This is a genomic window from Bradyrhizobium sp. B117, from assembly GCF_038969555.1.
In the GTDB taxonomy this organism is placed as follows: Bacteria; Pseudomonadota; Alphaproteobacteria; order Rhizobiales; family Xanthobacteraceae; genus Bradyrhizobium.
Map to the genome: position 1 here is coordinate 533,933 of NZ_CP152414.1, position 26,181 is coordinate 560,113.

The following is a 26,181-nucleotide window of genomic DNA, read 5'->3' on the forward strand; positions in this document are numbered from 1 at the left end:
GCCGCAATGTATGAATTTTTGCGGGTTTTGACAGCCTTGGAAGGGGGATTTTTGGCTTGCTGGCACCGCTATCCCCACTGTCGTCCCGGACCCGTTGGCGCGCCCCGGGACGACCGTAAGGAGAGAGCCTTACTCCGCCGCCTGCAACACCGGCCCCGCCTTCTTCGGCGCGATCCAGAACGCATCCGGCCGCTCGAACAGGAAGTGGGCGCCCGTCCGCAGTGCGGCCTGCCAGATCGCCAGCGATCCGATCACGCCGACAATGGTGACGATCAGCGACACCGTGCCGATGTCGGCAATGACGCCAGTACGCAAGAGCAGCGTGCGGGTTGCCGCCATCGGCAGGAAGAAGATGAGATAGATCACGATCGAATGCTCGCCGCAGAAGCGGAAGAAGTTCAGCCAATGCGCGCGCGCCAGCAGCGTGCCCATCGTAACGATGGCGCAGGCGCCGGCGAAACCAAGCACGAGCGAGACGATCTTCCACTCGCTGGCCCCATATGCGACGAGGCCGGCATTGACCAGCGCCCAGGTCGCGAGGGTGGCGAGCGCCAGCGCGGGATGTTTTCGCGCGCGATCCGACAGCGCGAACACGTAAGGCGCGAACAGGTAGCCCGAATAGAAGTAGACGAAGCGCGCGCAGAATTCGTCGATCGCGGTCCAGCCGGTTGCGATGCGCGCCGTCTCGAGCGCGGCGGCAACGAGCCAGATCGCAAGCGGCGGGATTTGCCGTGTCAGTTTTGTGACGACGAAGAACATCGGCAGCAGATAGATGAACCACAGCGTGCCGAACGGCTCGATGAAGGATTCCAGATACAGCAGGCCCGCATCACGCCAGCTCGATTCCGCGGCGAAGGCGGGCGCCTTGAAGCCGAACTGGATTGTCACCCAGACGACATAGAAATAGGCGAAATGCACCACCTTGCGATCGAGATAGGTTCGCCAGTCGCGATCGATCACCAGTGGCAGGAACAGGCCCGAGATCAGGAAGAAATCGGGCATCCGGAACGGCTTTGCGAAGGCCACCAGGACATGCATGAAACCGGTCTCGCCGGCGGCGAGCTCCACCCCCAGCACCGAATGCATCATCACGACCATGACGATGCAGATACCCTTGGCGTAGTCGACCCAGTCGACACGCCCGGCCGTCGAGCCCTTCGGGCTCGCGCTCGCGGCGATTGTGCCTGATGATGCCATGGTGTCCCGTTTCGAGGCGTGTTCCGCCCGGCTCTGTATGGGCGTGGGGCAGTTTGGATCCCAGTGGTTTCCGACTTCTTTACCGGTTCAAGTCGCGTGCCGGTTTTTGCATGCGGACTGTTCCCTCCCCGCAGGAAAATGCTAAACCGACCCAAGTTGGGGTTTTGTTAACCAGCCAGAACAGGGTTTTTCATGCGAATCGCGATGATCGGCACGGGTTATGTGGGACTGGTGTCCGGGGCCTGCTTTGCGGATTTCGGTCACGACGTGACTTGCGTCGATAAGGACGAGAAGAAGATCGCGGCGCTTCATCGCGGCGAGATCCCGATCTACGAGCCCGGGCTGGACGAGCTGGTCGCCAATAACGTCAAGGCCAAGCGGCTGGACTTCACCACCGATCTGTCGAAGCCGGTCGCCGAGGCCGACGCCGTGTTCATCGCGGTCGGCACCCCGTCGCGCCGCGGCGACGGCCATGCCGATCTGTCCTACGTCTACGCCGCCGCGAAAGAGATCGCGCAGGCGCTGTCCGGTTTCACCGTGGTGGTGACCAAGTCGACCGTGCCGGTCGGCACCGGCGACGAGGTCGAGCGCATCATCCGCGAGGCCAATCCCAACGCCGATGTCGTGGTCGCCTCCAATCCCGAATTTCTGCGCGAGGGCGCCGCGATCCGAGACTTCAAGTTCCCCGACCGCATCGTGGTCGGCACCTCCGACGAGCGCGGCCGCAAGGTGATGGGCGACATCTATCGGCCGCTGTCGCTGAACCAGGCGCCGCTGATGTTCACCGCGCGCCGCACCGCGGAGATGATCAAATACGCCGCGAACGCGTTCCTGGCGACCAAGATCACCTTCATCAACGAGATCGCGGACCTGTCCGAAAAGGCCGGCGCCAACGTCCAGGAGGTCGCGCGCGGCATTGGCCTGGACAACCGCATCGGCACCAAGTTCCTGCATGCCGGTCCCGGCTTCGGCGGCTCGTGCTTCCCGAAGGACACCAAGGCGCTGATCAAGATCGCGCAGGACCATGACGTGCAGCTGCGCATCGTCGAGTCCGTGCTGGCGGTCAACGAGAACCGCAAGCGCGCGATGGCGCGCAAAGTGAGCCAGGCGCTCGGCGGCTCCTTGCGCGGCAAGACCATCGCGGTGCTCGGCCTCACCTTCAAGCCCGACACCGACGACATGCGCGATGCGCCGTCGATCCCGCTGGTCACCGGCCTCATCGACATGGGCGCGAACGTCAAGGCGTTCGACCCGGTCGGCATGGAGCAGGCCAAGGGTGAGCTGCCCAGCATCACCTATTGCGAGGACGCCTATTCGTGCGCGCAAGGCGCCGACGCGGTCGTCATCGTCACCGAATGGGTCCAGTTCCGCGCGCTCGACCTCGATCGGCTGAAGAGCGCCATGGCCCAGCCCATCATCGTCGACCTCCGCAACATCTATCGCCCGGAAGAGATGGAAGCCGCCGGCTTCACCTACGAGAGCGTTGGCCGCCCGCCGGTGCAGGGCTGATAGCCAGACATCATTGTCGTCTAAAACCGTCATGGCCGGGCTTGTCCCGGCCATCCACGTCTGTTTTCTAGTCCAAGACGTGAATGCCCGGGACAAGCCCGGGCATGACGACCGGATGATTTCTTGCCCCGCACCTTCGACACCCCCCTCCCGATCGACGTCGTGCTCGACGACCTCTCGCGCACGCTGGAGGCGCATAACGCCGCCGTGCTGGTGGCGCCGCCCGGCGCCGGCAAGACCACGCGCGTGCCGCTGGCGCTGCTCGATGCACCCTGGGCCAGGAACAAGAAGATCATCGTACTGGAGCCGCGCCGCATCGCCGCGCGCGCCAGCGCCGACCGCATGGCCAAGTCGCTCGGCGAGCGTACGGGGGAGACGGTCGGCTACCGCGTCCGTTTCGGCTCGAAGATCTCGCGCGCCACGCGCATCGAGGTCGTGACCGAGGGCATCTTCACCCGCCAGATCCTCGACGATCCCGAACTGTCAGGCGTCGCCGCCATCCTGTTCGATGAATTCCACGAGCGCTCGCTCGATGCCGACATGGGCCTCGCGCTGGCCCGCGACGCGCAACTCGGTTTGCGCGAAGACTTACGCATCCTCGTGATGTCGGCAACGCTGGACGGCGCCCGCGTCGCAAAGCTGCTCGGCGAGGCACCTGTCGTCGAGAGCGAGGGCCGGGCGTTTCCGGTCGAGACGCGTTATCTCGGCCGCAAGGCGGACGCGCCGATCGAGCGGCAGATGGCGGATGCGATTGTCTCCGCGCTCCGCGCCGACAGCGGCTCGGTGCTGGCCTTTCTGCCGGGCGCCGCCGAAATCCGCCGCACCCAGAACTTCCTCGGCGAGCGCGTGCAGGACGCCTCCATCGAGATCGTGCCGCTGTTCGGCGCGCTCGACGCCGCCGTGCAGGACCGCGCCATTGCGCCGGCGCCGAAGGGCACGCGCAAGGTCGTGCTGGCGACCTCGATCGCGGAGACCTCGCTCACCATCGAGGGCGTGCGCATCGTCGTCGATTCCGGCCTCGCACGCGTGCCGCGCTACGAGCCCGACATCGGCCTGACCAGGCTCGAGACCGTGCGCGCCGCGCGTGCGGCGGTGGACCAGCGCCGCGGCCGCGCCGGCCGTACCGAGCCCGGCGTCTGCTATCGGCTCTGGGACGAGCCGCAGACGGCTTCGCTTGCGCCCTACACCCAGCCGGAGATCCTCAGCGCCGACCTGTCCTCGCTGGTGCTCGACCTCGCGCAATGGGGCGTCGCCGATCCCGCCGCGCTGTCGTTCCTCGATCCGCCGCCGGCGCCCGCGTGGAAAGAAGCAAAGAGCCTGCTCGAAGAGCTCAATGCGCTCGACGGCGATGGCCGCATCACCGCGGAAGGCAAGAGCCTGCGCGCGCTGGCGCTGCCGCCGCGGCTCGCGCGCATGATCGTGGATTCGCATCGCGCAGGCGAAGGCGAAGCCGCCGCCGAGATCGCGGCGATCATCACCGAGCGTGGGCTTGGCGGCGACAGCGTCGATCTCGAGCGCCGGCGCGACCAGTTCCGCCGCGACCGCTCGCCGCGTGCCGCAAGCGCGCGCGACCTCGCGCGGCGCTGGGCCTCGCAGGTGGCGGCGTCGGAGAAGGCGAGCGAGCAGGGTGATCTCTCCACCGGCCTGATGCTCGCCTACGCCTTCCCGGACCGCGTCGCACGCAACCGCGGCAATGGCAGTTTCGTGCTCGCCAACGGCCGCGGCGCTGCCGTGGAGCAGACCTCGTCGCTCGCCCGCGCGCCCTATATCGCGATCGGCGAGATGACGGGCACGGCCGCGAGCGGACGCATCCTGCTCGCCGCGCAGATCACACAGGACGAAATCGAGCAGCATTTCGCCGAGCATATCGAGAGCGTCGACGAGATCTCGTTCGATCGCGGCGCGATGGCGCTGCGCGCGCGGCGCAAACGCGCGCTGCATGCGATTACGCTCTCCGAGGCCACACTTGCCGTGTCGCCCTCGGAGGACACCGCGCGCATTTTTGCCGATGGGTTGATCGCTGCGGGCCTCGACCGGCTGCCCTGGTCGAAGGCCGCAAAACAATGGCGCGACCGCGTGATGTTCCTGCGCAAGGCCGAGGGCGATAGCTGGCCGGATCTGTCCGACGACGGGCTGATCGCGCGGCGCGACGATTGGCTGGTGCCGGCGCTCTACGACAAGATTGCGCTCAAGGACATCTCGGCCGGCGATCTCTCCGACGCATTGATGGCGCTATTGCCCTGGGAGATGCGCGCGCGGCTCGACCGCGAAGCGCCGACGCATTTCGAGGCGCCGACCGGCAGCGTGCTCGCGATCGACTATGAGGCGGAGCAGGGGCCGACCATCGCAGTGCGGCTGCAGGAATTGTTCGGCCTCAACACCCATCCCTCGATCGCCGCCGGCAAGGTGCCGCTGGTGCTGGAGCTGCTGTCGCCGGCGCAGCGCCCGGTCCAGGTGACGCGCGATCTTCCTGGCTTCTGGCGCGGCAGCTACGCCGCGGTCCGCTCCGACCTGCGCGGCCGCTACCCGCGCCATCCCTGGCCGGACGATCCCGCCAGCGCCGTGCCGACGAGGCGGGCGAAGCCGCGCGGGACGTGAGATGCGTTCTCCCTCCCCCGCGGGCGGCAGGGCAATCGCGTTTGAACATTCTCGTCATGCCCGGGCTTGTCCCGGGCATCCACGTTCTTTGTGCCGCGTGGCAAGACGTGGATGACCGGGACGAGCCCGGCCATGACGCTGTGGAGACTGTCGGCGCCCCGAGCGCACAATGCGTAGCCTGCGGGAAGAGATTCGAAGTCGCCCATTAACCGTTCGCTCATCCTTTTCGTCAAAATGGCACCGCTTTGCCCGCGGCCTCGCTCGCGGGCGGGCATATGGCGTGGTGAAATCGGGCTTTCCGGCTCGGAAGTGGTGTGATGCGTAACATTATGATCATCGCGGCCGTCATGATCGGCCTCGGCACCTTCATGGCGCAGATGGCGGACAAGATGAGCTCGGCCTCCGCGACCTCCGCGCCGCGCACGACGGTCGCGGTTGCGGCGATGGCGCCCGCCGGCGGCCGCACGCTCAACATCCCGCGCGACGGCCGCGGTCATTTTCAGACCGAGGGCCGGATCGAGGGCCAGCGCATCGGCTTCATGGTCGACACCGGCGCCTCCGTCGTCGCGTTGAACGAGACCTCTGCGGCCCGCTTCGGCCTTCGCCCGTCGCGCAGCGAGTACAACGCCACCGTCTCCACCGCTAACGGCACCATCAAGGCCGCACGCACCCGCATCGCCATGCTGGATGTCGGCGGCCTCGTCGTGCGCGACGTCGATGCCATGGTGCTGCCCGACGAGGCGCTGTCGGAGAACCTTCTCGGCCTCTCCTTCCTGTCCCGCCTCAAGCGCTTCGAATACGCCAACGGCCAGATGGTGCTGGAGCAGTAGGCGAGCGTTCCATCCACCGGCCTTGCGGCGAAGCCCTACACGCTGCGTGGAGCGACGATGTTCCAATATCGCGGGTCGCTCGGCGATTGAACGCGAATCCAGCGATAGGGTGCGCGCGGCCAAGGTCTGATTTGCGCAGTCAGATTATCCAGCACCAGATCGCCGCCCTGGGTTCGAACGACCAACACCAGGTGACGCTTGCCCCAGACCGTCGCGACCTCGCCGAGCAGAAGCGCCCGCTGGGGCCAGCCTCGCCTCAGGAGCTGGTGGCGCTTGCTGACGGCGTAGTCGTTGCAGTCGCCGCGCTCGGGATCGATGACCCAGGTTTCTGCGGCGAGACCCAGTTCGTTCGGCTCCGGGACGATGCTGCTGTTTACGGTCTCGTTGACCTCTTTCAGATCCTTCCATCGTGCCTCGGTCAAGTGAACCGGACCGCCACGAAACAGCAGGCGAGGGCGACACTCGTCCCGGTAGTTCAGGCAGAACTTCGTATATGCCATCGGCGGAAGTGTCAGATCGCCGAACCTGAGGTGGAGAGGCGCCGGCGAGGCACTGGTCGGCGGCCCAGACAACCTCTCATTGGCCGAATGAGCGGCCATCGTTTGGCAGATCGACAAGACCGTGCCGGCCGCGATTGCGACTAGGATCGACACCGTGCGCATCGCTTGTCTCCTACGCGTGACGTGTGGAGAGAGCTTGAGACGAGGCTTCCGTTAATGATCCAAATGATCAGTCAGGCCGCGTGCTGCGCCATGGCGATTGCGGATAAATTAGCGAGCGAGGCGGAGTAACCCTGAGTGGATATCCGCGGCCGGCCCGGACGGCTTCAATACGATCCCTCGATCAGACACGGTGAGGCGCGACGGCGCATCTGAGGGTGCGATCGATCATGACAGAATCCCGCCACTGTAGTGCGCGATCGCGCGCATCGTGAGGCAGCAGTAAGGTTTTCCCGTTACCAAACTGCCGCAATTATCAGCCATAAGCTGCCATTCCCTCCTTCCGCTGCAGCCCGGCATTCGCTAAGGCTGCACCAATTCCTGCCCCCTCCCGCGAGATTGTCTCAATGTTTCCCAAGCCGAAATCCGTACTTTTGCCCAATACCTACGGCTTCGAATCCGAGCCGATGGTGAAGCCGACCGGCTTTCGCGAATACGACGCGCGCTGGCTGTTCCAGAAGGAAATCAACCTGATGGGAATCCAGGCGCTCGGCATGGGGCTGGGCGCGCTGATCGCCGAGCTTGGCGTCAAACAGGAGATCGTCACCGGCCACGATTTCCGCGGCTATTCGGCCTCGATCAAATACGCGCTGATCTCGGGCCTGATGGCGGCGGGTTGCAAAGTGCACGACATCGGCCTCGCCGTGACGCCGATGGCCTATTTCGCGCAGTTCGATCTCGACGTGCCCTGCGTTGCCATGGTCACCGCCTCTCACAACGACAATGGCTGGACCGGCGTGAAGATGGGCGCCAACCGTCCGCTGACCTTCGGCCCCGACGAGATGACGCGGTTGAAGGAGATCGTCCTCAACGCCGAGTTCAAGAACAAGGCAGGCGGCTCCTACCAGTTCCACGAGAACTATCCGGCGCGCTACATCGCCGATCTCACCAATCGTCCGAAGCTGACGCGCAAGCTCAAGGTGGTCGCCGCCTGCGGCAACGGCACGGCCGGCGCGTTCGCGCCGCAGGTGCTGGAGGCGATCGGCTGCGAGGTGATCCCGCTCGACACCGACCTCGACCACACCTTCCCGAAATACAATCCGAACCCAGAAGACATGGAGATGCTGCACGCGATCCGCGACGCCGTGCTGCATCACAAGGCCGATGTCGGTCTCGGCTTCGACGGCGACGGCGACCGCTGCGGCGTCGTCGACAATACCGGCGAGGAGATTTTTGCCGACAAGGTCGGCGTGATGCTGGCGCGCGACATGTCGGCGATCCACAAGGACGCGCAGTTCATCGTCGACGTGAAGTCGACCGGCCTGTTCGTCACCGATCCGGTTCTGCAGAAGCAGGGCGCGAAGACCGCTTATTGGAAGACCGGCCATTCCTACATGAAGCGCCGCACCAACGAGACGGGCGCGCTCGCGGGCTTCGAGAAGTCCGGACACTTCTTCTTCAACAAGCCCTACGGCCGCGGCTATGACGACGGCCTGGTCTCGGCGATCGCGATCTGCGACATGCTCGACCGCGCCCCCGGCAAGTCGATGGCGGACTTGAAGAACGCGCTGCCCAAGACCTGGTCGTCGCCGACGATGTCGCCGCATTGCGCCGACGAGGTCAAATACGGCGTCATCGACAAGGTGGTGAAGCACTTCGAGGATCTGCAGGCGAAGGGCGCGAAGATCGGTGGGCAGGCGATCCGCGATCTCGTCACCGTCAACGGCGTGCGCGTTACGGTGGAGGATGGCAGCTGGGGCCTGATGCGCGCCTCCTCCAACAAGCCCGAGCTCGTCGTCGTGGTCGAAAGCCCGGTCTCCGAGCAGCGCATGCACGACATGTTCGAGATGGTGAACAGCGTGCTGCGCACGCATCCCGAGGTCGGCGCGTACAATCAGACGATTTGAGGTGGGTTGACCGCTCCGACGGCGGTCCACGCCCTCGCCCCGTTCTTACGGGGCCGCGACGAGCTTCGCTCGCGCTGAGAGGGTTGGGGTGAGGGCCTCTCTCCGCACGTGAGATCGCCGAGGGACCTGTATCCCCTCACCCGGATTGCATCGGACGATGCTTCGCATCGCCGAGCGCAATCCGACCTCTCCCCGCAAGCGGGGAGAGGTGAAGGCTACGCCGCCACCACCGCCGGGATCGGCAGCGCTGTCACCGACTTGATCTTCTCCATCGCGAAGCGCGAGGTGACGTTCTTCAGCGGCACGGCGCTGATCAGCTTCTTGTAGAACACGTCGTAGGCCTGCATGTCCGCGACCACGACGCGCAGCATGTAATCGACGTCGCCGGCCATGCGGTAGAATTCCATCACCTCAGGCATGGCGCTGACGGCTTCGGCGAACTTCTTCAGCCAGGCGTCGGAATGATCGGAGCTCTCCACCGAGACGAACACGGAGATGCCGAGGCCAATCTTGTTCTGGTCGACCAGGGCGACCCGCTTCAGGATCACGCCGTCGGCCTCAAGGCGCTGGATGCGCTTCCAGCAGGGGGTCGAGGACAGGCCGACACGGTCGCCGATCTCGGCGACGGACAGGGAGGCATCCTCCTGGAGTACCATCAGGATCTTGCGGTCGATGGCATCGAGGCGGCGGCTGGTCTCGGGGATCTGGACGGCAAGGTCACTCATTTGAAGAACTTTGTTCCATTTCAGGGGCTGATTTCCCTGATATAGAGAAAAACTTTCTATAGCAAGCCCATATTCTCGGCGCGGCGGTGGAATTGCTCTAGGGGCCGCGGAGCAAAAGCTCTTCAACTTCAATGCGTTGTGGGGCGGCTGGGCCGCCGCCATGGCGGCTGCATTTCAGCGCGGCGGCCGCCGCGGCGAATCGCAGCGCCTCCCGCACGTCGCCCCGCTCGGCGAGGCGAAGCGTGAAGGCGCCATGGAAGACGTCGCCAGCGCCGAGCGTATCGACCGCCTCCACCGGAAATGCCGCCGTCTCCTCGAGCTCGCCCGCCTGGTTCAGCCAGATCGTGCCGCGGGGGCCGCGGGTGGCGGCGAGGAAGGCCGGCGTCAGGGCGGCGAGGCGCTTCAGGGCTTCACCATCATCGGCGATACCGGCGGTCTCCTGCACCTGCTCGCTCGAGAATAGCAGGTGCGAAGCGGTGGTGAGCAGGCCGTCCTGCAACGACATGGCGCGATCGACGCCGACGATGACGGCAATGCCGCGCCGGCGTGCTTCAGCACAGAGGTCGCTGCAAAAGGCGCCACAGCGGCTCTCGATCAGGACCGCCTGACAATCGGCCAGCAACTCGTCAGCGGCCGGCAGCTTCACGCTCCACAGCGCGGGATCGCGATAGATCGTGAGCGTTCGCTCGCCGGAGGGCTCGATCATGATCGCGGAGACCGGTGTGGTTAGTCCGGGCATGCGCACGATATGGGTGGTGTCGATGTGCTCCCGCGCCATCTGCGTCGGAATGAAATCGCTCGACGTCTCGCGCGCATCGCCCATGGGACCTGCGAATGCGACGCGGCCGCCAAGTCGCGCCATCGCGATGGCAGCGTTGAGCGCGTTGCCGCCACAGATCTCCGCGAGATGGCTGGCGTTGGCCTTGCTGCCGCGCGCGGGCACGGAATCGACCCGGAAGGTCAGGTCGCGCACGGGAATGCCGATGCAGAGGATGCGCGGCGCGGTCGCAGGTAGCGCCATCGGCGGTCAGCTCTTGTCGTGCACCCAGCGGCCGAGCAGGTGATGGGCGATAGCGAAGGGATGCGGGCCGGCGAGCCCGTCCGGATGGGTCCGCGTCAGCATCTTTGCCGCCTCCTCGCGCGTGAACCAGCGCGCGTCCTCGAGCTCCGAATGGTCGACCACGATGTCCTCGTTCAGCGCCCGCGCGCTGCAGCCGATCATCAGCGACGACGGATAGGGCCAGGGCTGCGTCATGTAATATTGCACGTCGGTGCAGCGGATGCCGGATTCTTCGAGGATCTCGCGGCGCACCGCGTCCTCGATGGTCTCGGCGGCCTCGACGAAGCCGGCGAGGCACGAAAACATGCCCGGCGGAAACTGCTTCTGGCGGCCGAGCAGGCATTTCTCGCCGGATGCCACGTGCATGATCACGACCGGATCGGTGCGCGGAAAGTGCTCGGCCTTGCAAGCGGGACATTCGCGCTTCCAGCCGCCTTCCTTCATCGCGCTGCGGGCGCCGCAATTGGCGCAATAGCCATGGCGCTGATGCCAGCTGACCATCGACTTCGCCATCGCGACCGCCGAGAGCTCGTCGGGCGGGATCGCGCCCTGCATTGCCATGCCGCGCAGCTCGGTGACGGTGTAGTCCTCACGGCCGATCAGCTTCTCGGCGGCGGCCTGCGACATCCCCATGCCGAAGACCGCGGCGCCGTCGCGCAGACCCAAAAAGATCGTGCCGGGATTGGCGCCGCATTTCAGCGCCTCGTCGATTCCGAGCAGCGCGCGGGCCTTGTCGCCGTCGCGCTTCACCAGCAGCGAGTCGCGGTAGACGACATAGGCGCGCGATGAGGATTTCTGCTCCAGCGCGAACAGTTTTTCGTCGTCGCGCCGCAGATGCGCGGCGCGGTCGAGCACGTTGGTGACGAAGGCCGGCTGTCCCAGCGGAAACGCGTCGAATGCTGACATTGTTATTCTTTCAACCCAACCAGATTTTTCGGCGAAGCGCGCTGATGAAATTCTGAACCTCCGCGGCATCGTGTGCCAGCGGCGGCATCACGCCCCAGACCGGCCGCGGCCAGGCGGCGTCGCTGGTCCGGCGCGCGATGATGTGAACGTGAAGCTGCGGCACGAGGTTGCCGAGGGCTGCGACATTGAGCTTGTCGCATTTGGTGATCTCCTTGAGCGCGCGCGAGACGCGGGAGATCTCCGTCATCAATTGCGCCTGCTGGACTTCGTCGAGATCGATGATCTCGACCGCGTCGGGGCGCCGCGGCACCAGCAAGAGCCAGGGATAATGCGCGTCCTTGATGACCAGCACCTTTGACAGCGGCAGATCGCCGATGTCGATGGTGTCCTCTTTCAGGCGAGAGTGCAGCGACCAGGCGGGATCAGACATATGCGTTTCCGGATGGCCCGTAGGACGGGCGTGTTGGGTCCGACCATACGATACGGGGTCCAATAGGGGAAGGATTGCGCTACGCTGTCACCGCATACGCGATCGTCGTCCCGGACAAGCGCAGCGAAGCGGAGCGCAGATCCGGGACCCATAACCACAGGGAGAAGTGTGGCCCGAGCTGGCAACTGCGAATCTTCGCCAAACTCGATCCTGTGGTTATGGATTCCGGGCTCGCGCTGCGCGCGCCCCGGAATGACGGAAACTACGCCTCCGCCAACACCCGCGCATTGGCGCGGACCGAGGCTTCGCTGACGCGGATGCCGAGGCCGGGACCGTCGGGCACCACGACGTGACCAGCGCGGTTCGCCACACGCTCCTCCAGCACGTCCTCGGTCAGCACGTGATGTGGCATGTAGAATTCGCAGCCGAGCGAGATGCCTGGTGTGGCTGCAATCAGCTGCGTGCCGGCAGCAAGGCCAATGCCGCCCTCCCACAGCGTGCCGCCATAGCCGGGCAGGCCGGCGATGTCGGCGATCGCCATGATCGCCTGCGCCTCGAACAGGCCGCCGGCCTTCATCAGCTTGATCGAGACGGCATCGGCCGCCTCGCGGCGCACCACCTCCATCATGTCGCGGCGATCAAAGCAGCTTTCGTCGGCGAGCACGGGCGTCTCCAGCGCCGCGGTGAGCTGCGCCATCACGTCGAGAAATTTGCGTGGCACCGGCTGCTCGATGAAGGTCGGCGAAAACTCTTCGACATCGCGCAGGATCTTGATCGCGCCGAACGGCGCCAGCGCCTGGTTGTAGTCGACGCGCAGATCGACCTTTTCGCCAAACTCTTTGCGAATCGCTTCGAGATGGTCGAGGTCCTCGCGATGCGGTTTCACGCCGGTCTTGACCTTGTAGATGACGTTCCCCTCAGGAACCATCTTTCGCATGCGTTCGAGATCGGCGGCGAAATCGGGATCGGCGATCGAGAAGGAGAGGGGGATCGTGTCGCGCACACGGCCGCCCAGCAGGTCGGCGACCGACAGCCCCGAGGTCTTGCCGACGATGTCGAGCAGCGCCATCTCGATCCCGACCTTGGCCTCGGCATGGCCGACCAACGCGCGGTCGAGCTCGGCCATCAGCGCACGGATGCGGCGCACGGGTTTGCCGAGCAGGATCGGCCGCAGATAGATGTCGAGCGCGGAGAATGCCGCTTCCGGCGTTCCCGTGAACACCTCCCACGGCGCCGCTTCACCCCAACCGACCACGCCGTCGCTGGAGGTCAGTTCGATCAGCACGCGCTTCACCGTGCCCTTGACGTTGCCGACGCCCTGCAGGCGCGCCATCTTGATCGGGCTTTCGATCAGGAACAGCCTGATACGTGCGACGGTTGCTTCGGTCATGTCAGGCCTCCATTGACGTGCCAGACCTGGCCGGTGACGTAGGACGCCTTCGGGGATGCCAGGAAGGCGATGATTTCGGCGACTTCCTCCGGGCGCCCGCGGCGGCGCATCGGGATCAGCGCCTCGGTCGCGGCGATCTGTTCGGGCGACAGCCGGCTCTCGCTCGGCTTGTCCTTGACGATGAGGCCTGGCGAAACCGCGTTGACGGTGATGCCGTCTTTCGCAAGCTCCATCGCGGTGAGGCGCACCAGCGCTTCCAGCGCGGAGCGGCTCGCGGCGGTGGCTGCGAAGGGTGCGAATTCGGGCCGGATCGCGTGCGCCACGAAGGACGACGCCGCCACGATTCGCGCGTGCTGTCCGGCGCGCAGCAGCGGCAGCGCGGCGTCAACGAGACGTGTGAAGGCCAGCGCGGATTCATCCATCGCCTGCCGGAATTGATCCGCCGGCGTGCCGATGGCGCTGCCGCGGCGGGCATGGCCGCCGATCAGGATCAATCCGTCGAGCCGGCCGAAGGCGGCCTGCGCGGCGGCGATGGCGTCGGTGACGGCCGCTTGCTCGGCAAGATCGCCGAGACACTTCGCGACAACGGCACCTTTCGCTTCGGCCTCTGCCGCAGTGGCGTCGAGGCCTTCAGCATTGGAGCGGGTGTGCAGCAGTAGCGCCGCGCCGGGGCCGGCGAGCAGTTTTGCAGAAGCACGGCCGATGCCGCTGGCGGCACCGGTGACGAGATAGGCGCGATCGATATCAGGCATCACGGTGTCGCGTTGGCCGGCGGCAACGCGCCGGTGCGGTGGAAATGGCTGAGGAAGGCGCGCGTCGCCGCTTGCTGCGGGTTGTCGATCACCTGCCGCGCCGGACCTTCCTCCACGACCACACCGTCGCGCATGAAGATCAAACGGTCGGCGACCTCGCGGGCGAATGCGATCTCGTGGGTCACGATCACCATGGTCATGCCTTCGGAGGCGAGGCGCTGCATCACGTTGAGCACCTCGCCGACGAGCTCGGGGTCGAGCGCCGAGGTGGCCTCGTCGAACAGCATGACATCAGGCTCCATCGCCAGCGCGCGTGCGATCGCAACGCGCTGCTTCTGGCCGCCGGAGAGCGTCGCCGGATATTGGTCGGCCTTCTCGGCAAGGCCGACTTTCGCAAGCTGCGCCCGCGCAAGCTTTTCGGCGTCGGCCCTGGCCATGCGCCGCACCGTGACCGGGCCCTCCATGACGTTCTGGAGCGTCGTCATGTGCGGGAACAGGTTGAAATGCTGGAACACCATGCCGGTGGTGGCGCGAAATTTTGCCAGCGTTTTTACGTCGGGGAGCTTGGTGCCTTCACCGAACGAGAAGCGTGTGTCGCCGACGCGGACGCTGCCGCCGTCGGGCTCGACCAGCAGGTTGATGCAGCGGAGCAGCGTCGACTTGCCGGAGCCTGACGGTCCGATCAGCGCCACGACGCCGCCCTTGGCGACGTCAAGATTGATGTTCTTCAAAACCTCGTTGCTGCCAAAGCTCTTGCGTAAGGCTCGGATCTCGATTTTCGAAGTGTTCTTGGATGGCTCGCTCATTCGCTCACCGCCAGTCGCTTCTCGCCGCGGCGGACGATGATGGTGAGCGGGATCAGGATCGCCGCATAGGCTACCGCCACCGCGGTGTAAGTCTCCAGCGGCCGGTAGCTGTCATGGGCTGCGACCTGGCTTTGATAGACGAGGTCAGGCACCGCCAGCACCGAAACCAGCGAGGTGTTCTTGAACTGGATGATCGACTGGTTCATCAGCGCCGGGATCATGCGCTTGATCGCCTGCGGCAGCACGATGCGCCGCATGGTCTGGCCCGGCGTCATGCCGAGCGCGGCACCGGCCTCCGATTGGCCCTTGTCGATCGAGATGATGCCGCCGCGAATGATCTCCGAATAGAACGAGCCGCCATAGAGCGAGAGCGCCAGCGCCGAGGCGGTGATCGGCGTCATCTCGACGCCGGCGAGGATCGGCAGCGCGTAGTAGAACCAGATCAGCTGCACCAGGATCGGCGTGCAGCGGAACGCCTCGATGAAGGCGAGCGCGACGAGACGCACGGCCTTGAAGCGCGACAGGCTGCCGAACGCGCCGAGCAGGCCGAACACTAGGCCAAGCAGCACGATCACCACGGTGAAGCCGACAGTGACGCCAAGCCCGTTGAGAAAGAGCCAGCGATAGCTCCAGAGGATGCCGAAGTCCCACTGATACATGCGTGCTTTCTTCCTTCACCTCTCCCGCTTGCGGGAGAGGTCGGCTCGCATCGAAGATGCGAGGCGGGTGAGGGCTCTGTCCTCTAGGGGAGTCTCTTTGCGGAAGCACCCTCTCCCCGACCCTCCCCCGCAAGCGTGGGAGGGGGCGGAGCGGAGTCCGCGGAGCGAGCCTGCCGCGAACATCAACTTACAACGACACGCCCGGCGGAATGTCCGCTTCCGTCACGCCCACCAGCTCCATGTTGGTGATGATCGCGTTGCGGATGAAGCCGAGGCCCTTGTTGAAGTCGATCCAGGTGTTGACATAGTCGCGGAAGGTCTTGTCGTTCTCGCGGCGGAAGCCGGCGTTCGACGTCGTCGCGAAGATCGGCGTCGGCAGCACGAACTGGCCGAGCGAGGGATTCTTCTTCAAGACGGTCAGCGACAGCATGGTGATCAGGCACTGCGCGTCGACGCGGCCGGTCTGCAGGGCGGCGGTGGCATCATCGGCGGTCTTCAGGCGCGAGATCTGCGCCTTCGGCGTCAGACGACTGACGACCTGGTCGTGCGAGGAGCCCTGGTCGACGGCGATCTTGATGTCGGGCGAGTTCAGCTCGGCCCAGCTCTTCGGCTTGAAGTCCTTCTTGCAGAGGATGCCGAAGGCGTTGTTGAAGACCGGCACCGAGAAATCGACCACCAGCGCGCGCTTTGGGGTCGGGTTGAGGCCGAAGAAGATGTCGATCTTGTTGGACTGAAGATCGAGCACCGAATTGCCCCAGGTCGTTTCGGTGATCTCGAGCTCGGCCTCCATGTCGTCGGCAAGCCCCTTGGCAATGTCGATGTAAAAACCCTTCCACTGGCCGGTGGCGAGGTCCTTCATGTAATAGGGCGCGCCGCCGCCGACCGCGCCGATCCGCATCTTCTTGGTGCGACGGATGCGGGCGAAGGTCGATTCGTTCGGGTCGGCCGCGGTCTGGGCCACGGCCGGGGCGGCCAGCGCGGCTGCGGTGACCGCGCCAAGTCCGACAATCGATGCAACATCACGACGTGTAACCATTGGGATCAATCGCTCTTCTGGTTGGGTGGAGTTCCGGCAGCGTTCTTAGCAAGGTGGTCCCATCAGTGAAAGCACAGCCTATCGGCTGGGCAGATCCGGGTTTGCCCGGATGCTGGGCAAACCCCGACCGTTCGAACCGATACCCGCTTGCTTTCCGCTTCCTTTGGCCCCAAATAGGGACCGGGAGATTGGCGGTGGACGAGCCACTCGCCAACCGGGTCAGGTCCGGAAGGAAGCAGCCCTAACGAGGTCCGGATCGGGTCGCTCGTCAGTCTCCTACCTGTTTTTCCGAGCGAATTGCGCCGGCGGGCTCCCCGCCAGCGCGCTCCTTTCCGCAAAAGCCGGCCGAGAGACATTTCATTGCGGATCGACCGATGACCGACGCTGGCGCCCCTCCCAATCCCGATAGCGCCGGCCCGGCCGGCAACGCGCCCTACCGGGTGCTGGCGCGCAAATACCGCCCCTCCTCATTCGACGACCTGATCGGCCAGGAGGCCGTGGTCCGCACCGTCTCCAACGCCTTCGAGACCGGCCGCATTCCGCAGGCCTGGATCCTCACCGGCGTCCGCGGCGTCGGCAAGACCACCACTGCGCGCATTCTTGCCCGGGCGCTCAACTACGAGATGCCGGATGGCTCGGTGAAAGGGCCGACCATCCACATGCCGACCTTGGGCGTGCATTGCCAGGCGATCATGGAAAGCCGGCACATGGACGTGCTGGAGATGGACGCGGCCTCGCACACCGGCGTCGACGACGTCCGCCAGATCAATGACAGCGTGCGCTACGCGCCGGCCAGCGCCCGCTACAAGGTCTACATCATCGACGAAGTCCACATGCTGTCGACGGCGGCGTTCAACGCCTTCCTGAAGACGCTGGAGGAACCGCCGGAGCACGCCAAATTCGTGTTTGCGACGACCGAGATCCGCAAGGTTCCGGTCACCGTGCTGTCGCGTTGCCAGCGCTTCGACCTGCGCCGGGTCGAGGCCGACGTGCTGATGAAGCACCTCGCCAATATCGCCGCCAAGGAAAACGTCGAGATCGAGCCGGAGGCGCTCGGCATCATCGCCCGCGCCGCGGAAGGCTCGGTGCGCGACTCACTGTCGCTGCTCGACCAGGCGATCGCGCATGCGGCGGGGCAGGTGAAGGCCGACGCGGTCAGGCAGATGCTGGGGCTCGCCGACCGCACCCGCGTCATCGACCTGTTCGATTCGCTGGCGCGCGGCGACATCGCCGCCGCCTTCAAGGAGTTCCGGGATCAGTACGACGTCGGCGCCGATCCGATCGTCGTGCTCTCCGACCTCGCGGAGTTCGTGAACTTCGTCACCCGCGTGAAGATCGTGCCGGCGACCGCCGACAACGTCGCCTATGGCGAGACCGAGCGGGTGCGGGCGAAGGATTTCGCCTCGAAGATCTCGATGCGGGTGCTGTCGCGGATGTGGCAGATGCTGCTCAAGGGCATCACCGAGGTGCAGGCTGCGACGCGTCCCGCCGCGGCCGCCGAGATGGTGCTGGTGCGCATCGCCTATGTCGCCGACCTGCCGACGCCGGACGAAGCGATCCGGATGCTGGAGCAGAACGGCGGCGGCTCGCCAGTCGTGAGTGGCGGAAGTAGCGCGCGTAGCAGCGCGCCGGCCGCACCGATGGCGTCCGCAGCGCCGGTTGCCTCGGCGGCGCCGGTTCGCATGCCGACCTCGTCGCCGACTTCCTTCGGTGGCGGCGCCCGGCCGCAAATGGCGGCGCCCGCGCCGAATACCCAAGGTGCGGCGCCCCAGCTGCGCATCACCAGCTTCACCCAGCTTGTCGCGCTTGCCGGGCAGAAGCGCGACCTCATGACCAAGGGCGCGCTCGAAGGCGACATGCGCCTCGTCCGTTTCGAGGAGGGCCGGCTGGAGGTCGCGCTCGAGCCGAACGCCTCCAAGACCATGATCTCGGAGCTTGCCAAGAAATTCGAGCTCTGGACCGGCCGGCGCTGGACGGTGATCGTCTCCAACGAGCAGGGCCAGCCGACGCTGCGCTCGGTGAACCAGGCCGCCAAGCAGGAGCATGCCCGCACCGCGGAGGCCGATCCGCGCGTGCAGGAGGTGCTGTCGCGTTTCCCCGGCGCGAAGGTCGTCGAGGTCCGCAGGCTTGCCCCCGAGGCGCCGGAATCCAATATTAATGCCGACTATGGCACTGACGATCCGCCCGACGGTTCCGACGCCGACGACGATCTTTGAGCATGATCCGGAAAAGTGTGCAGCGGTTTTCCGAGAGATCGTGCTCGAACAAAAAAGCAAAAGCGCGCTTCATCGCGCTTTGGCCAGTTTTAAGGACGAGCACCCATGGCTGACTTTCTCGGCATGATGAAGCAGGCGGCGCAGCTGCAATCCAAGATGCAGGAGATGCAGGAGCAGCTCGGCAATGTAGAGGTCGAGGGCATCTCCGGCGGCGGCCTCGTCGCCGTGCGCATGACCGCCAAGATGGACGTGAAGGGCGTCAAGATCGATCCCTCGCTGATGAAGCCGGAAGAGCGCGAGGTGCTGGAAGACCTGCTCGTCACCGCCTTTGGCGATGCCCGCCGCAAGGCGGAGACGGCGATGCAGGAGAAGATGCAGTCGCTCACCGGCGGGCTCGGCCTGCCGCCGGGGCTGTTCGGCCAGTAAGATGGGCGCGGTTGCAGGTCCCGAGATCGAGCGGCTGGTCCAGCTTCTCGCGCGGCTGCCGGGCCTTGGCCCGCGCTCGGCGCGGCGCGCGGCGCTGCATCTGATCAAGAAGCGCGAAGCGCTGATGATGCCGCTGTCCTCGGCCTTGCAGGTGGCGCTCGACAAGGTCCAGGTCTGCAAGACCTGCGGCAACATCGACACGCAAAATCCCTGCACCGTCTGCACCGATCCGAAGCGCGATCCCGCGATCATCGTCGTGGTCGCCGACGTCGCCGATCTCTGGGCGCTGGAGCGGGCCAATGCCACCCAGGGTCGCTATCACGTGCTGGGCGCGACCCTGTCGCCGCTCGACGGCGTCGGCCCGCAGGACCTGACCATCGACGCGCTGGTCGCGCGGGCCCACGCCGCCGAGGTGCACGAGATCATCCTGGCGCTGAATGCAACGGTGGACGGCCAGACCACGGCGCATTACATCACGGACCTGCTTCAGGACGCCAACGTCAAAGTAACCCGACTCGCGCACGGTGTGCCGGTCGGCGGCGAGCTTGATTATCTCGATGAAGGTACGCTATCGGCCGCCATGCGGCAGCGGACCCTGTTCTAGCTATCCAGACTTCACGGAACGGACGACATGACGAAACGATTCGCCAAACGGCTGGCTTTGGCCCTGACGATGATGACGGTGGTGACCCCGGCCGTCTCGGCGCAACAGGACGATGGGGCCCCGCCGCCGTCCAAGCCCGGCAAGCCGATCAACAATGGCGACGTGCTCTCGGGCGAGCTGAACACGATGAAGGTGCGCGACGTCAAGAACGCCGGCAAGCGGATCGCGATGTACCAGATCACCTCCGAGCCGCGCCGCCTGCCGGCGCCGAACGGGCTCTGCAATCTCGAGACCGGACCTGAGACCTTCCAGCTCGTCACCTCCAGCGACGCGCAGGCCGCACAACTGAAATCGTTCGTCGGCAAGGAGATCTCGGTCAAGGTCGACGAGGTCGCCTGCGCCAGCGATCCCGGCCAGATGAGCGAGGCCGTGATCACGAAGTGGAGCCTGATCAGGAAGCAGTAGGGCGGCCGCGCCCCACACCGAGGTGCCGTAGGGTGGGCAAAGGCGCACCGCGCCGTGCCCACCACCTGCTTCTAATTCATGGCGCGATGGTGGGCACGCTTCGCTTTGCGCACCCTACGGCAGCATCACACCCTCACCGGCCCCAGCGCATCGAAATGCCCGCGCTTCTGCAGCCAGGCCAGCAGCATCAGGCTCGGGATCGCCACCAGCACGCAGATCACGAAGAACAGCGCCCAGCCGGTCGTCTCCGCCACGAAGCCGGCACCGGACGACAGATACGTCCGTCCCACCGCCGCGAGCGCGGTGAGCAGCGCGTATTGCGTCGCTGTGTGCAGCGGATTCTGGCACAGCGCCGAGAGATAGGCGACGAAGATCACGGTGCCGATGGCGCTGGTGAAGTTCTCGGCGCAGATGGCGAGCGCCAGCGCCCATTGGTTGGTACCGACCACCGCAAGCCATGAGAAGGACAGGTTCGCCAGCGCCTGCACCACGCCGCCGATCCAGAGCGACGTCGCCAGCGAATACCGCCGCGCCACAAAACCGCCGGCGAAGCCGCCAATCAGCGTCGCGGCGAGGCCGACGCCCTTCACGATCGCCGCATAGTCGTTGCGGGTGAAGCCGAGGTCGATCACGAACGGCGCCGTCATCGTGCCGGAGAACGCGTCGGTGAACTTGAACAGCACGACGAAGGCGAGCGCGGCAAGAGCATCCTTGCGCGACAGGAACTCCGAGAAGGCGCCGATCGCCGCATGCAGCACGCGCGTGAACGCGGTCTCGGCCTGTGTCGCGGCTTCCGCTCGCACCGATTGCTCGGGCTCGGTCGCGACCAGCGCCGTGATCGTTCCGATCAGCACCATCGCCGCCATCACCACATAGCCCCACATCCAGGCCGAGCTGCGCGCAATGCCGGTGTCCTCGAAGCCCGAGACGATGAACAGCGCGCCCGCGGTCGAGACCAGCATGCCGATGCGATAGGCCGCGACGTAAGCCGCCATGCCGGCGGCCTGCTCGCTCTCGGGCAGGCTCTCGACCCGGAACGCGTCGACCACGATGTCCTGGGTCGACGATGTCGTCGCCACCAGCAGCGCGCCGAGCGCGACGTAGAACGGCGAGCGCGCTGGATCGGTCATCGCCAGCAACAGGATCGCGATGATCAGCAGCAATTGCGAGAACACCAGCCAGCCGCGCCGCCGTCCGAACGTGCGGGTGAACAGCGGCACGTGGAGCGCATCCACCAGCGGCGCCCACAGGAATTTCAGCGTGTAGGGCGTGCCGACCAGCGCAAACAGTCCGATGGTCTTGAGATCGACCCCGGCCTCGCGCATCCACACCAGCAGCGTCGAGCCCGACAGCGCCAGCGGCAGCCCCGAGGAGAAGCCGAGGAACAGCACGATCAGCACCCGCGGTTGCAGGTACACGGCCAGGCTCTCGCGCCAGGAGGTCGCGGGAGCGGGGCTAGCGGCGGGGGAGGTCACCTCGGGTGCGGTCATCGGGTGGTGTTAGCAGATTCTAGGGGCCACAAGGGAGCTGTCGTCGCTGCCAGCGGCAAAGGAGGTGTCGTCGCCCTCTCGGTGTCATCGTCCGCGAAGGCGGACGATCTAGTAACCACCGGCTTCTCAGTTCAACCACAACTGCCGCGGCGTACTGGATACCCCGCCTTCGCGGGGTATGACAGCGCGGCGGGGCATGGCAGCTTTATGGCGGCCCGGCGATCTCGTGATACAGGTCATCCCAATTCGGATTGTGTTGCTCGATCAATCGGACCTTCCAGGCCCTGTTCCACTTCTTCAGCCGCTTCTCGCGCTTGATCGCGTTCTCGGGGTCGTCGAACTGCTCGAAGTAGACGAGCCGAGCGACATCATACTTCTCGGTGAAGCTCTCGATCAGCTTGGACTTGTGCTGAGCGACGCGACGGATGAGGTCGTTCGTCATGCCAATATAGAGCGTGCCGCCGATCTTGGAGGCGAGAATGTAAACATAGTAGTGGCGTGCCCCCATGTGACCACCTCAACGGTGTCATCGTCCGCGAAGGCGGACGATCCAGTACTCACCAGCACCTCGGTTCAACAACGACCGTCACAGCGTACTGGATGCCCCGCCTTCGCGGGGCATGACAGTGTCCTAGAATCACTCCCCCGCCTGGAGCTTCCGCGGAAACAGCTCGCCCGCGCCCGTCGCCACCAGCCGCGGGCCTTCCGGCGCGTCGGTCTTGCTGAAATCGAGCTCCTCGATCCGCCCGGCGCGCTTCTCGATCTTGTCGGCGGAGATCAGCACCTGGCGGACGTCCTCGTTCACGTCGGCAAAATGCTTTTGCAGCTTCAGCACGCGATCCCTGAGACGTCCCAGATCGTCGCCGAGCTTGATCACCTCGGTGCGGATCTGGTCGGCGGCATCGCGCATGCGCGCGTCCTTCATGATCTGCTGCATCACCTGGATCGCCAGCATCAGGAGCGAGGGCGACACCAGCACGATGCGGGCGCGATAGGCCTTCTGGATCACGTCGTCGAAACCGTCATGGATTTCCGCATAGACCGATTCCGACGGCACGAACATCAACGCCATCTCCTGGGTCTCGCCGGCGACGAGATATTTTTCCGCGATGTCGCTGACATGCTTCATCACGTCGCCGCGCAGCCGCTGCGTGGCGACGCGCCGCTCCTCGTCGGTGCGAGCGTCGTGCAGCGCCGTCATCGCTTCCAGCGGAAATTTTGCATCGATGCAGAGCGGACGCTGGTCGGGCAGGAACACGACACAGTCGGGCCGCTTGCCGGTCGAGAGCGTGAACTGGAACTCGTAGGAGCCTTTGGGAAGGCCGTCCTGGACGATCGCCTCCATCCGCGCCTGGCCGAAGGCGCCGCGCGACTGCTTGTTGGCGAGGACATCGCGCAAGGTCGTCACCTGCGTGGTGAGGTCGGTGAGGTTCTTGTGCGCGTTGTCGATGATGCCGAGCCGCTCGTGCAGCGCGCGCAGGCTCTCCATGGTGTTGCGGGTCGAATGTTCCATGGACTGGCCGACGCGGTGGGTCACCGAATCCAGCCGCTCGTTGACCGCCCGCGCCATCTCGGCCTGGCGGCCGGCCAGCGCCTGGGTCATGGCATCGACCCGGCCGGAGGCTTCAGCTTGGGCGTGCAGCACCTGGGCGAGGCGCTCCTCGAGCTCGTCGGCCCGGATCGCGTGGGCCATCGCGAGTTCCGCGCCGCGCCGTCCCGAGCGCGCGATCACGACCGCAATCACAACCAGCAGGATGAGGACCAGCGCGCCGAAGCCGATCAGCGCATCGATGGTGCGCACCGGCCAGTCGCCGGCCATGAAAATGATCTCGTTCATGCCAGCCCTTCTATCCGATTCGCGTCCGGTCGCGAACGAAGGGGGAACGTTTTCGGTAAAGAAACCCTTAAGTTTTATGGTTAACGAAACCTGAAGCTTTATCGTGAGCGGAGCGTGAACCGGGTTCCTGGCCGCATTGACCGCATCCGGCGCGCGGCTTAAATCGCCGCCATGGCTCTACGAGAAATCATCATTCTGCCCGACAAGCAGCTGCGCCTGGTCTCCAAGCCGATCGAGAAGGTCACGCCGGAGATCCGCAAGCTTGCCGACGACATGTTCGAGACCATGTACGACGCGCCCGGCATCGGGCTTGCGGCGATCCAGGTCGCGCAGCCGCTGCGGCTGATCACCATGGACCTCGCCAAGCCCAACCCGGACGGCGAGACCAAGCCGGAGCCGCGCGTCTTCATCAATCCGGAGATCATCGCCTCGTCCGAGGAGCTGTCCATTTACGAGGAAGGCTGCCTCTCGATTCCCGAATATTACGAGGAGGTCGAGCGCCCTGCGAAGGTGCGGGTGCGCTTCACCGATCTCGACGGCAAGCTGCACGAAGAGGATGCCGAAGGCCTCTACGCCACCTGCATCCAGCACGAGATCGACCATCTCAACGGCGTGCTGTTCGTCGACTATCTGTCGAAGCTCAAGCGCGACCGCGTCATCAAGAAGTTCGAGAAAGCCGCCAAGCGCGCGGGGGAGTGAGTCATCGGAGCCGCCCCACCCTCGGTGCGCTCCCTCCCCCCTTGCGGGGGAGGGCGGGGGAGAGGGGTAGCCCAGCAAAAGTTCTAACGGGGACGAAGAACCAATCCGCGCTCAAGCCGAGAGAGCGCGTCGTGTGGCACCCCTCTCCCTAGCCCTCCCCCGCAAGGGGGGAGGGAACGCAGCGAGTTCTGTTGATGCCCCTCCGTCTGATCTTCATGGGCACGCCCGATTTCTCCGTGCCGACGCTGCTCGAGCTGGTCGCGCACGGCCACGAGATCCTGGCCGTCTACACCCGCGCGCCGAAACCCGGCGGGCGGCGCGGTCTGCAATTGCAGCCGACTCCAGTTGAAGAAGCGGCGCGAAAGCTCGGCGTGCCCGTGCTGACGCCGAAGACGCTGAAGACTGAGGAGGCGCTCGATGAGTTTCGCGCCTTCGACGCCGATGCCGCCGTCGTCGTCGCCTACGGAATGATCCTGCCGCAGGCGATCCTCGATGCGCCGAAGCTCGGCTGCTACAATCTGCACGCTTCGCTGCTGCCGCGCTGGCGCGGCGCTGCTCCCATCAACCGCGCGATCATGGCAGGCGATGCCGAGAGCGGCGTGATGGTGATGAAGATGGATGTTGGTCTCGACACCGGCGACGTCGCGATGGCCGAGCGGCTTCCGATCACGGACAACATGACCGCGGTCGATCTGCATGATCGTCTCTCCCGTCTTGGCGCCGATCTGATGGTGCGCGCCATGGCTGGGCTCGAACGCGGCGGGCTGCAGCTCAAAAAGCAGAGCGAGGACGGCGTCACCTATGCGGCCAAGATCGACAAGGCCGAGGCGCGGATCGACTGGACGAAGCCGGCGCGCGCGGTGCTCCGCCACGTCCATGGCCTGTCGCCGTTCCCCGGCGCATGGGCGGAGCTTGAGAATGCGCGCGTCAAAATTCTGCGCTGCGAGCTGGCGAAGGGCGCGGGCGATCCGGGTGCGGTGCTCGATGATCATCTCACCATCGCCTGCGGCGACGGCGCCATCCGCATCCTCGAGCTGCAGCGCGAGGGCAAAGGCCGGATGCAGGCGGCGGACTTCCTGCGCGGCGTGCCTGTGAAGCCGCCGATGCGGCTTTCCTGATGCCGCGCTACAAGCTCACCATCGAATATGACGGCGCGCTGTTCTTCGGCTGGCAGATCCAGGAGACGCTGCCGTCTGTGCAGGGCGCGCTGGAAGCGGCCGTGAAGGCGATGACCGGCGCGGATCTGCGCGTGCATGGCGCCGGCCGCACCGATGCCGGCGTGCATGCGCGCGGCCAGGTCGCGCATGTCGATGTCGAGAAGCAGTTTCCGCCGGGCCGGTTTCGTGACGGGCTCAATGCGCATCTGCGCCCGCATCCGATCGCGGTGCTCGAGGCCGAGATCGTCCCTGATACATTCGAGGCGCGCTTCTCGGCGGTGAAGCGCCACTACCGCTATCGCGTCATCAACACCCGCGCCAATCTCGCTCTCGATGTCGGTCACGCCTGGCGCGTGCCGCGCAAGCTCGATGCCGATGCGATGCATGCGGCAGCAAAGCGCCTGCTCGGCAAGCACGATTTCACCACCTTCCGCGACACCGAGTGCCAGGCCAAGTCGCCGGAGAAGACGCTCGACCAACTCGACGTGCTGCGCGACGGCCGCGAGATCACCATCGTGACGTCGGCACGCTCGTTCCTGCACAGCCAGGTCCGCTCGATGGTGGGCTCGCTGGTCTGGGTCGGCGAAGGACGCTGGACCGCGGACGATCTCTCCGCGGCGCTCGCCGCGCGCAACCGCGCCGCCTGCGGCATCGTCGCCCCGCCGGAGGGGCTGTATCTGATGAAGGTGGATTATTAGCGAGGCGGGAGCTCTCGCCTCATTATCGGTGTCATGCCCCGCGAAGGCGGGGCATCCAGTACGCCGCGGCCTCTCGGCTCAATCACTACCGTCTCTGGAATACTGGATCGCCCGCCTTCGCGGGC

25 protein-coding genes and 1 other RNA gene are annotated in these 26,181 nt (G+C 65.6%); 12 read left to right on the forward strand and 14 right to left on the reverse strand.

Annotated elements, in window-relative coordinates; translation table 11 throughout:
• Positions 1 to 129 precede the first annotated feature (129 nt).
• Positions 130 to 1,197 carry an acyltransferase family protein gene (locus tag AAFG16_RS02525; protein WP_342737040.1) on the reverse strand — a complete coding sequence of 356 codons (1,068 nt, stop codon included), beginning with the start codon at positions 1,195 to 1,197 and terminating at the stop codon, positions 130 to 132.
• Positions 1,198 to 1,389: 192 nt separating this feature from the next.
• Here AAFG16_RS02525 and AAFG16_RS02530 point away from each other — a divergent pair, with 192 nt between their 5' ends.
• The 3 genes from AAFG16_RS02530 (at position 1,390) to AAFG16_RS02540 (ending at position 6,134) form a co-directional block, all read left to right on the forward strand.
• Positions 1,390 to 2,706 carry a UDP-glucose/GDP-mannose dehydrogenase family protein gene (locus tag AAFG16_RS02530; RefSeq protein WP_283083431.1) on the forward strand — a complete coding sequence of 439 codons (1,317 nt, stop codon included), beginning with the start codon at positions 1,390 to 1,392 and terminating at the stop codon, positions 2,704 to 2,706.
• Between the two features lie 123 nt (positions 2,707 to 2,829).
• Positions 2,830 to 5,304 carry an ATP-dependent helicase HrpB gene (gene hrpB, locus AAFG16_RS02535; RefSeq protein WP_342737042.1) on the forward strand — a complete coding sequence of 825 codons (2,475 nt, stop codon included), beginning with the start codon at positions 2,830 to 2,832 and terminating at the stop codon, positions 5,302 to 5,304.
• Between the two features lie 317 nt (positions 5,305 to 5,621).
• The gene (locus AAFG16_RS02540) at positions 5,622 to 6,134 is read left to right on the forward strand and encodes a TIGR02281 family clan AA aspartic protease (RefSeq protein WP_283083433.1); all 513 of its coding nucleotides are present in this window, start codon (positions 5,622 to 5,624) and stop codon (positions 6,132 to 6,134) included.
• 35 nt (positions 6,135 to 6,169) lie between these two features.
• On the opposite strand, the gene AAFG16_RS02545 is transcribed toward AAFG16_RS02540, so the two are convergent.
• Complete coding sequence (locus AAFG16_RS02545; protein WP_283083434.1) at positions 6,170 to 6,796, reverse strand: transglutaminase-like cysteine peptidase; 627 nt, start codon at positions 6,794 to 6,796, stop codon at positions 6,170 to 6,172.
• Between the two features lie 404 nt (positions 6,797 to 7,200).
• On the opposite strand from AAFG16_RS02545, the gene AAFG16_RS02550 reads away from it, so the two are divergent.
• Entirely contained in the window at positions 7,201 to 8,700 is a 1,500-nt protein-coding gene (locus AAFG16_RS02550; protein WP_283083435.1) for a phosphomannomutase/phosphoglucomutase, read from the forward strand.
• A gap of 215 nt (positions 8,701 to 8,915) precedes the next feature.
• Here the strand turns inward: AAFG16_RS02550 and AAFG16_RS02555 are convergent, their stop codons facing one another.
• The 9 genes from AAFG16_RS02555 to AAFG16_RS02595 form a co-directional block, all read right to left on the reverse strand.
• Positions 8,916 to 9,425: an Lrp/AsnC family transcriptional regulator gene (locus tag AAFG16_RS02555; RefSeq protein ID WP_283083436.1), complete on the reverse strand. Its 510-nt coding sequence runs from the start codon at positions 9,423 to 9,425 to the stop codon at positions 8,916 to 8,918.
• 97 nt (positions 9,426 to 9,522) lie between these two features.
• Entirely contained in the window at positions 9,523 to 10,446 is a 924-nt protein-coding gene (locus AAFG16_RS02560; protein ID WP_342737045.1) for a sugar kinase, read from the reverse strand.
• A gap of 6 nt (positions 10,447 to 10,452) precedes the next feature.
• On the reverse strand, positions 10,453 to 11,391 hold the full coding sequence (nudC, locus tag AAFG16_RS02565) for an NAD(+) diphosphatase (protein WP_342737047.1): 939 nt from the start codon (positions 11,389 to 11,391) through the stop codon (positions 10,453 to 10,455).
• Between the two features lie 10 nt (positions 11,392 to 11,401).
• Positions 11,402 to 11,821, reverse strand: a complete 420-nt coding sequence (locus tag AAFG16_RS02570) for an HIT family protein (RefSeq protein WP_092220890.1) — start codon at positions 11,819 to 11,821, stop codon at positions 11,402 to 11,404.
• Between the two features lie 262 nt (positions 11,822 to 12,083).
• A complete protein-coding gene (locus AAFG16_RS02575; RefSeq protein ID WP_342737050.1) occupies positions 12,084 to 13,211 on the reverse strand; it encodes a muconate cycloisomerase family protein in 1,128 nt (375 codons plus the stop codon).
• Positions 13,208 to 13,963, reverse strand: coding sequence for an SDR family oxidoreductase (locus AAFG16_RS02580; protein WP_342737052.1), 756 nt, complete (start codon positions 13,961 to 13,963; stop codon positions 13,208 to 13,210). Before AAFG16_RS02580 ends, AAFG16_RS02575 begins: the two co-directional genes overlap by 4 nt.
• Positions 13,963 to 14,769 (reverse strand): amino acid ABC transporter ATP-binding protein, encoded by an 807-nt coding sequence (locus AAFG16_RS02585; protein WP_342737054.1) that lies wholly within the window; start codon positions 14,767 to 14,769, stop codon positions 13,963 to 13,965. Before AAFG16_RS02585 ends, AAFG16_RS02580 begins: the two co-directional genes overlap by 1 nt.
• Entirely contained in the window at positions 14,766 to 15,428 is a 663-nt protein-coding gene (locus AAFG16_RS02590) for an amino acid ABC transporter permease (protein WP_283083442.1), read from the reverse strand. Before AAFG16_RS02590 ends, AAFG16_RS02585 begins: the two co-directional genes overlap by 4 nt.
• 187 nt (positions 15,429 to 15,615) lie before the next feature.
• Positions 15,616 to 16,464 (reverse strand): transporter substrate-binding domain-containing protein, encoded by an 849-nt coding sequence (locus AAFG16_RS02595; RefSeq protein ID WP_283083443.1) that lies wholly within the window; start codon positions 16,462 to 16,464, stop codon positions 15,616 to 15,618.
• A gap of 183 nt (positions 16,465 to 16,647) precedes the next feature.
• Between AAFG16_RS02595 and ffs the strand changes: the two genes are divergently transcribed.
• The 5 genes from ffs to AAFG16_RS02620 all read left to right on the forward strand — a co-directional run bounded on the left by ffs (position 16,648) and on the right by AAFG16_RS02620 (position 20,175).
• Positions 16,648 to 16,744, forward strand: an RNA gene (gene ffs / locus AAFG16_RS02600) — signal recognition particle sRNA small type.
• A 94-nt stretch (positions 16,745 to 16,838) separates the two neighbouring features.
• Positions 16,839 to 18,680 carry a DNA polymerase III subunit gamma/tau gene (locus AAFG16_RS02605; protein ID WP_342737056.1) on the forward strand — a complete coding sequence of 614 codons (1,842 nt, stop codon included), beginning with the start codon at positions 16,839 to 16,841 and terminating at the stop codon, positions 18,678 to 18,680.
• Positions 18,681 to 18,785: 105 nt separating this feature from the next.
• Complete coding sequence (locus AAFG16_RS02610; protein WP_283083445.1) at positions 18,786 to 19,106, forward strand: YbaB/EbfC family nucleoid-associated protein; 321 nt, start codon at positions 18,786 to 18,788, stop codon at positions 19,104 to 19,106.
• Position 19,107: 1 nt separating this feature from the next.
• Entirely contained in the window at positions 19,108 to 19,710 is a 603-nt protein-coding gene (recR, locus tag AAFG16_RS02615; RefSeq protein ID WP_027561562.1) for a recombination mediator RecR, read from the forward strand.
• Between the two features lie 27 nt (positions 19,711 to 19,737).
• A complete protein-coding gene (locus AAFG16_RS02620) occupies positions 19,738 to 20,175 on the forward strand; it encodes a hypothetical protein (RefSeq protein ID WP_283083446.1) in 438 nt (145 codons plus the stop codon).
• A 125-nt stretch (positions 20,176 to 20,300) separates the two neighbouring features.
• Here AAFG16_RS02620 and AAFG16_RS02625 read toward each other — a convergent pair whose 3' ends face one another.
• The 3 genes from AAFG16_RS02625 to rmuC form a co-directional block, all read right to left on the reverse strand.
• Complete coding sequence (locus AAFG16_RS02625) at positions 20,301 to 21,665, reverse strand: MFS transporter (RefSeq protein WP_342737061.1); 1,365 nt, start codon at positions 21,663 to 21,665, stop codon at positions 20,301 to 20,303.
• A 205-nt stretch (positions 21,666 to 21,870) separates the two neighbouring features.
• The gene (locus AAFG16_RS02630) at positions 21,871 to 22,173 is read right to left on the reverse strand and encodes a GIY-YIG nuclease family protein (RefSeq protein ID WP_342737063.1); all 303 of its coding nucleotides are present in this window, start codon (positions 22,171 to 22,173) and stop codon (positions 21,871 to 21,873) included.
• Positions 22,174 to 22,302: 129 nt separating this feature from the next.
• Positions 22,303 to 23,502 carry a DNA recombination protein RmuC gene (rmuC, locus tag AAFG16_RS02635; protein ID WP_342737065.1) on the reverse strand — a complete coding sequence of 400 codons (1,200 nt, stop codon included), beginning with the start codon at positions 23,500 to 23,502 and terminating at the stop codon, positions 22,303 to 22,305.
• A gap of 171 nt (positions 23,503 to 23,673) precedes the next feature.
• On the opposite strand from rmuC, the gene def reads away from it, so the two are divergent.
• From def to truA, 3 genes are all read left to right on the forward strand, one after another.
• Entirely contained in the window at positions 23,674 to 24,201 is a 528-nt protein-coding gene (gene def / locus AAFG16_RS02640; RefSeq protein ID WP_283083449.1) for a peptide deformylase, read from the forward strand.
• A gap of 194 nt (positions 24,202 to 24,395) precedes the next feature.
• Entirely contained in the window at positions 24,396 to 25,319 is a 924-nt protein-coding gene (gene fmt / locus AAFG16_RS02645; RefSeq protein ID WP_342737067.1) for a methionyl-tRNA formyltransferase, read from the forward strand.
• Positions 25,319 to 26,056 carry a tRNA pseudouridine(38-40) synthase TruA gene (gene truA / locus AAFG16_RS02650; RefSeq protein ID WP_342737069.1) on the forward strand — a complete coding sequence of 246 codons (738 nt, stop codon included), beginning with the start codon at positions 25,319 to 25,321 and terminating at the stop codon, positions 26,054 to 26,056. Before fmt ends, truA begins: the two co-directional genes overlap by 1 nt.
• Positions 26,057 to 26,181 lie beyond the last annotated feature (125 nt).

Coding starts and splice junctions, on each gene's coding strand:
- AAFG16_RS02605 (WP_342737056.1), top strand. CDS start 16,839: ATGACCGACGCTGGCGCCCCTCCCAATCCCGATAGCGCCGGCCCGGCC.
- AAFG16_RS02620 (WP_283083446.1), top strand. CDS start 19,738: ATGACGAAACGATTCGCCAAACGGCTGGCTTTGGCCCTGACGATGATG.
- AAFG16_RS02570 (WP_092220890.1), bottom strand. CDS start 11,821: ATGTCTGATCCCGCCTGGTCGCTGCACTCTCGCCTGAAAGAGGACACC.
- fmt (WP_342737067.1), top strand. CDS start 24,396: ATGCCCCTCCGTCTGATCTTCATGGGCACGCCCGATTTCTCCGTGCCG.
- AAFG16_RS02540 (WP_283083433.1), top strand. CDS start 5,622: ATGCGTAACATTATGATCATCGCGGCCGTCATGATCGGCCTCGGCACC.
- AAFG16_RS02585 (WP_342737054.1), bottom strand. CDS start 14,769: ATGAGCGAGCCATCCAAGAACACTTCGAAAATCGAGATCCGAGCCTTA.
- recR (WP_027561562.1), top strand. CDS start 19,108: ATGGGCGCGGTTGCAGGTCCCGAGATCGAGCGGCTGGTCCAGCTTCTC.
- AAFG16_RS02550 (WP_283083435.1), top strand. CDS start 7,201: ATGTTTCCCAAGCCGAAATCCGTACTTTTGCCCAATACCTACGGCTTC.
- AAFG16_RS02555 (WP_283083436.1), bottom strand. CDS start 9,425: ATGAGTGACCTTGCCGTCCAGATCCCCGAGACCAGCCGCCGCCTCGAT.
- AAFG16_RS02575 (WP_342737050.1), bottom strand. CDS start 13,211: ATGACCGAAGCAACCGTCGCACGTATCAGGCTGTTCCTGATCGAAAGC.
- truA (WP_342737069.1), top strand. CDS start 25,319: ATGCCGCGCTACAAGCTCACCATCGAATATGACGGCGCGCTGTTCTTC.
- nudC (WP_342737047.1), bottom strand. CDS start 11,391: ATGTCAGCATTCGACGCGTTTCCGCTGGGACAGCCGGCCTTCGTCACC.
- AAFG16_RS02595 (WP_283083443.1), bottom strand. CDS start 16,464: ATGGTTACACGTCGTGATGTTGCATCGATTGTCGGACTTGGCGCGGTC.
- AAFG16_RS02630 (WP_342737063.1), bottom strand. CDS start 22,173: ATGGGGGCACGCCACTACTATGTTTACATTCTCGCCTCCAAGATCGGC.
- AAFG16_RS02625 (WP_342737061.1), bottom strand. CDS start 21,665: ATGACCGCACCCGAGGTGACCTCCCCCGCCGCTAGCCCCGCTCCCGCG.
- def (WP_283083449.1), top strand. CDS start 23,674: ATGGCTCTACGAGAAATCATCATTCTGCCCGACAAGCAGCTGCGCCTG.
- AAFG16_RS02530 (WP_283083431.1), top strand. CDS start 1,390: ATGCGAATCGCGATGATCGGCACGGGTTATGTGGGACTGGTGTCCGGG.
- AAFG16_RS02560 (WP_342737045.1), bottom strand. CDS start 10,446: ATGGCGCTACCTGCGACCGCGCCGCGCATCCTCTGCATCGGCATTCCC.
- AAFG16_RS02545 (WP_283083434.1), bottom strand. CDS start 6,796: ATGCGCACGGTGTCGATCCTAGTCGCAATCGCGGCCGGCACGGTCTTG.
- AAFG16_RS02580 (WP_342737052.1), bottom strand. CDS start 13,963: ATGCCTGATATCGATCGCGCCTATCTCGTCACCGGTGCCGCCAGCGGC.
- AAFG16_RS02590 (WP_283083442.1), bottom strand. CDS start 15,428: ATGTATCAGTGGGACTTCGGCATCCTCTGGAGCTATCGCTGGCTCTTT.
- AAFG16_RS02610 (WP_283083445.1), top strand. CDS start 18,786: ATGGCTGACTTTCTCGGCATGATGAAGCAGGCGGCGCAGCTGCAATCC.
- rmuC (WP_342737065.1), bottom strand. CDS start 23,502: ATGAACGAGATCATTTTCATGGCCGGCGACTGGCCGGTGCGCACCATC.
- AAFG16_RS02525 (WP_342737040.1), bottom strand. CDS start 1,197: ATGGCATCATCAGGCACAATCGCCGCGAGCGCGAGCCCGAAGGGCTCG.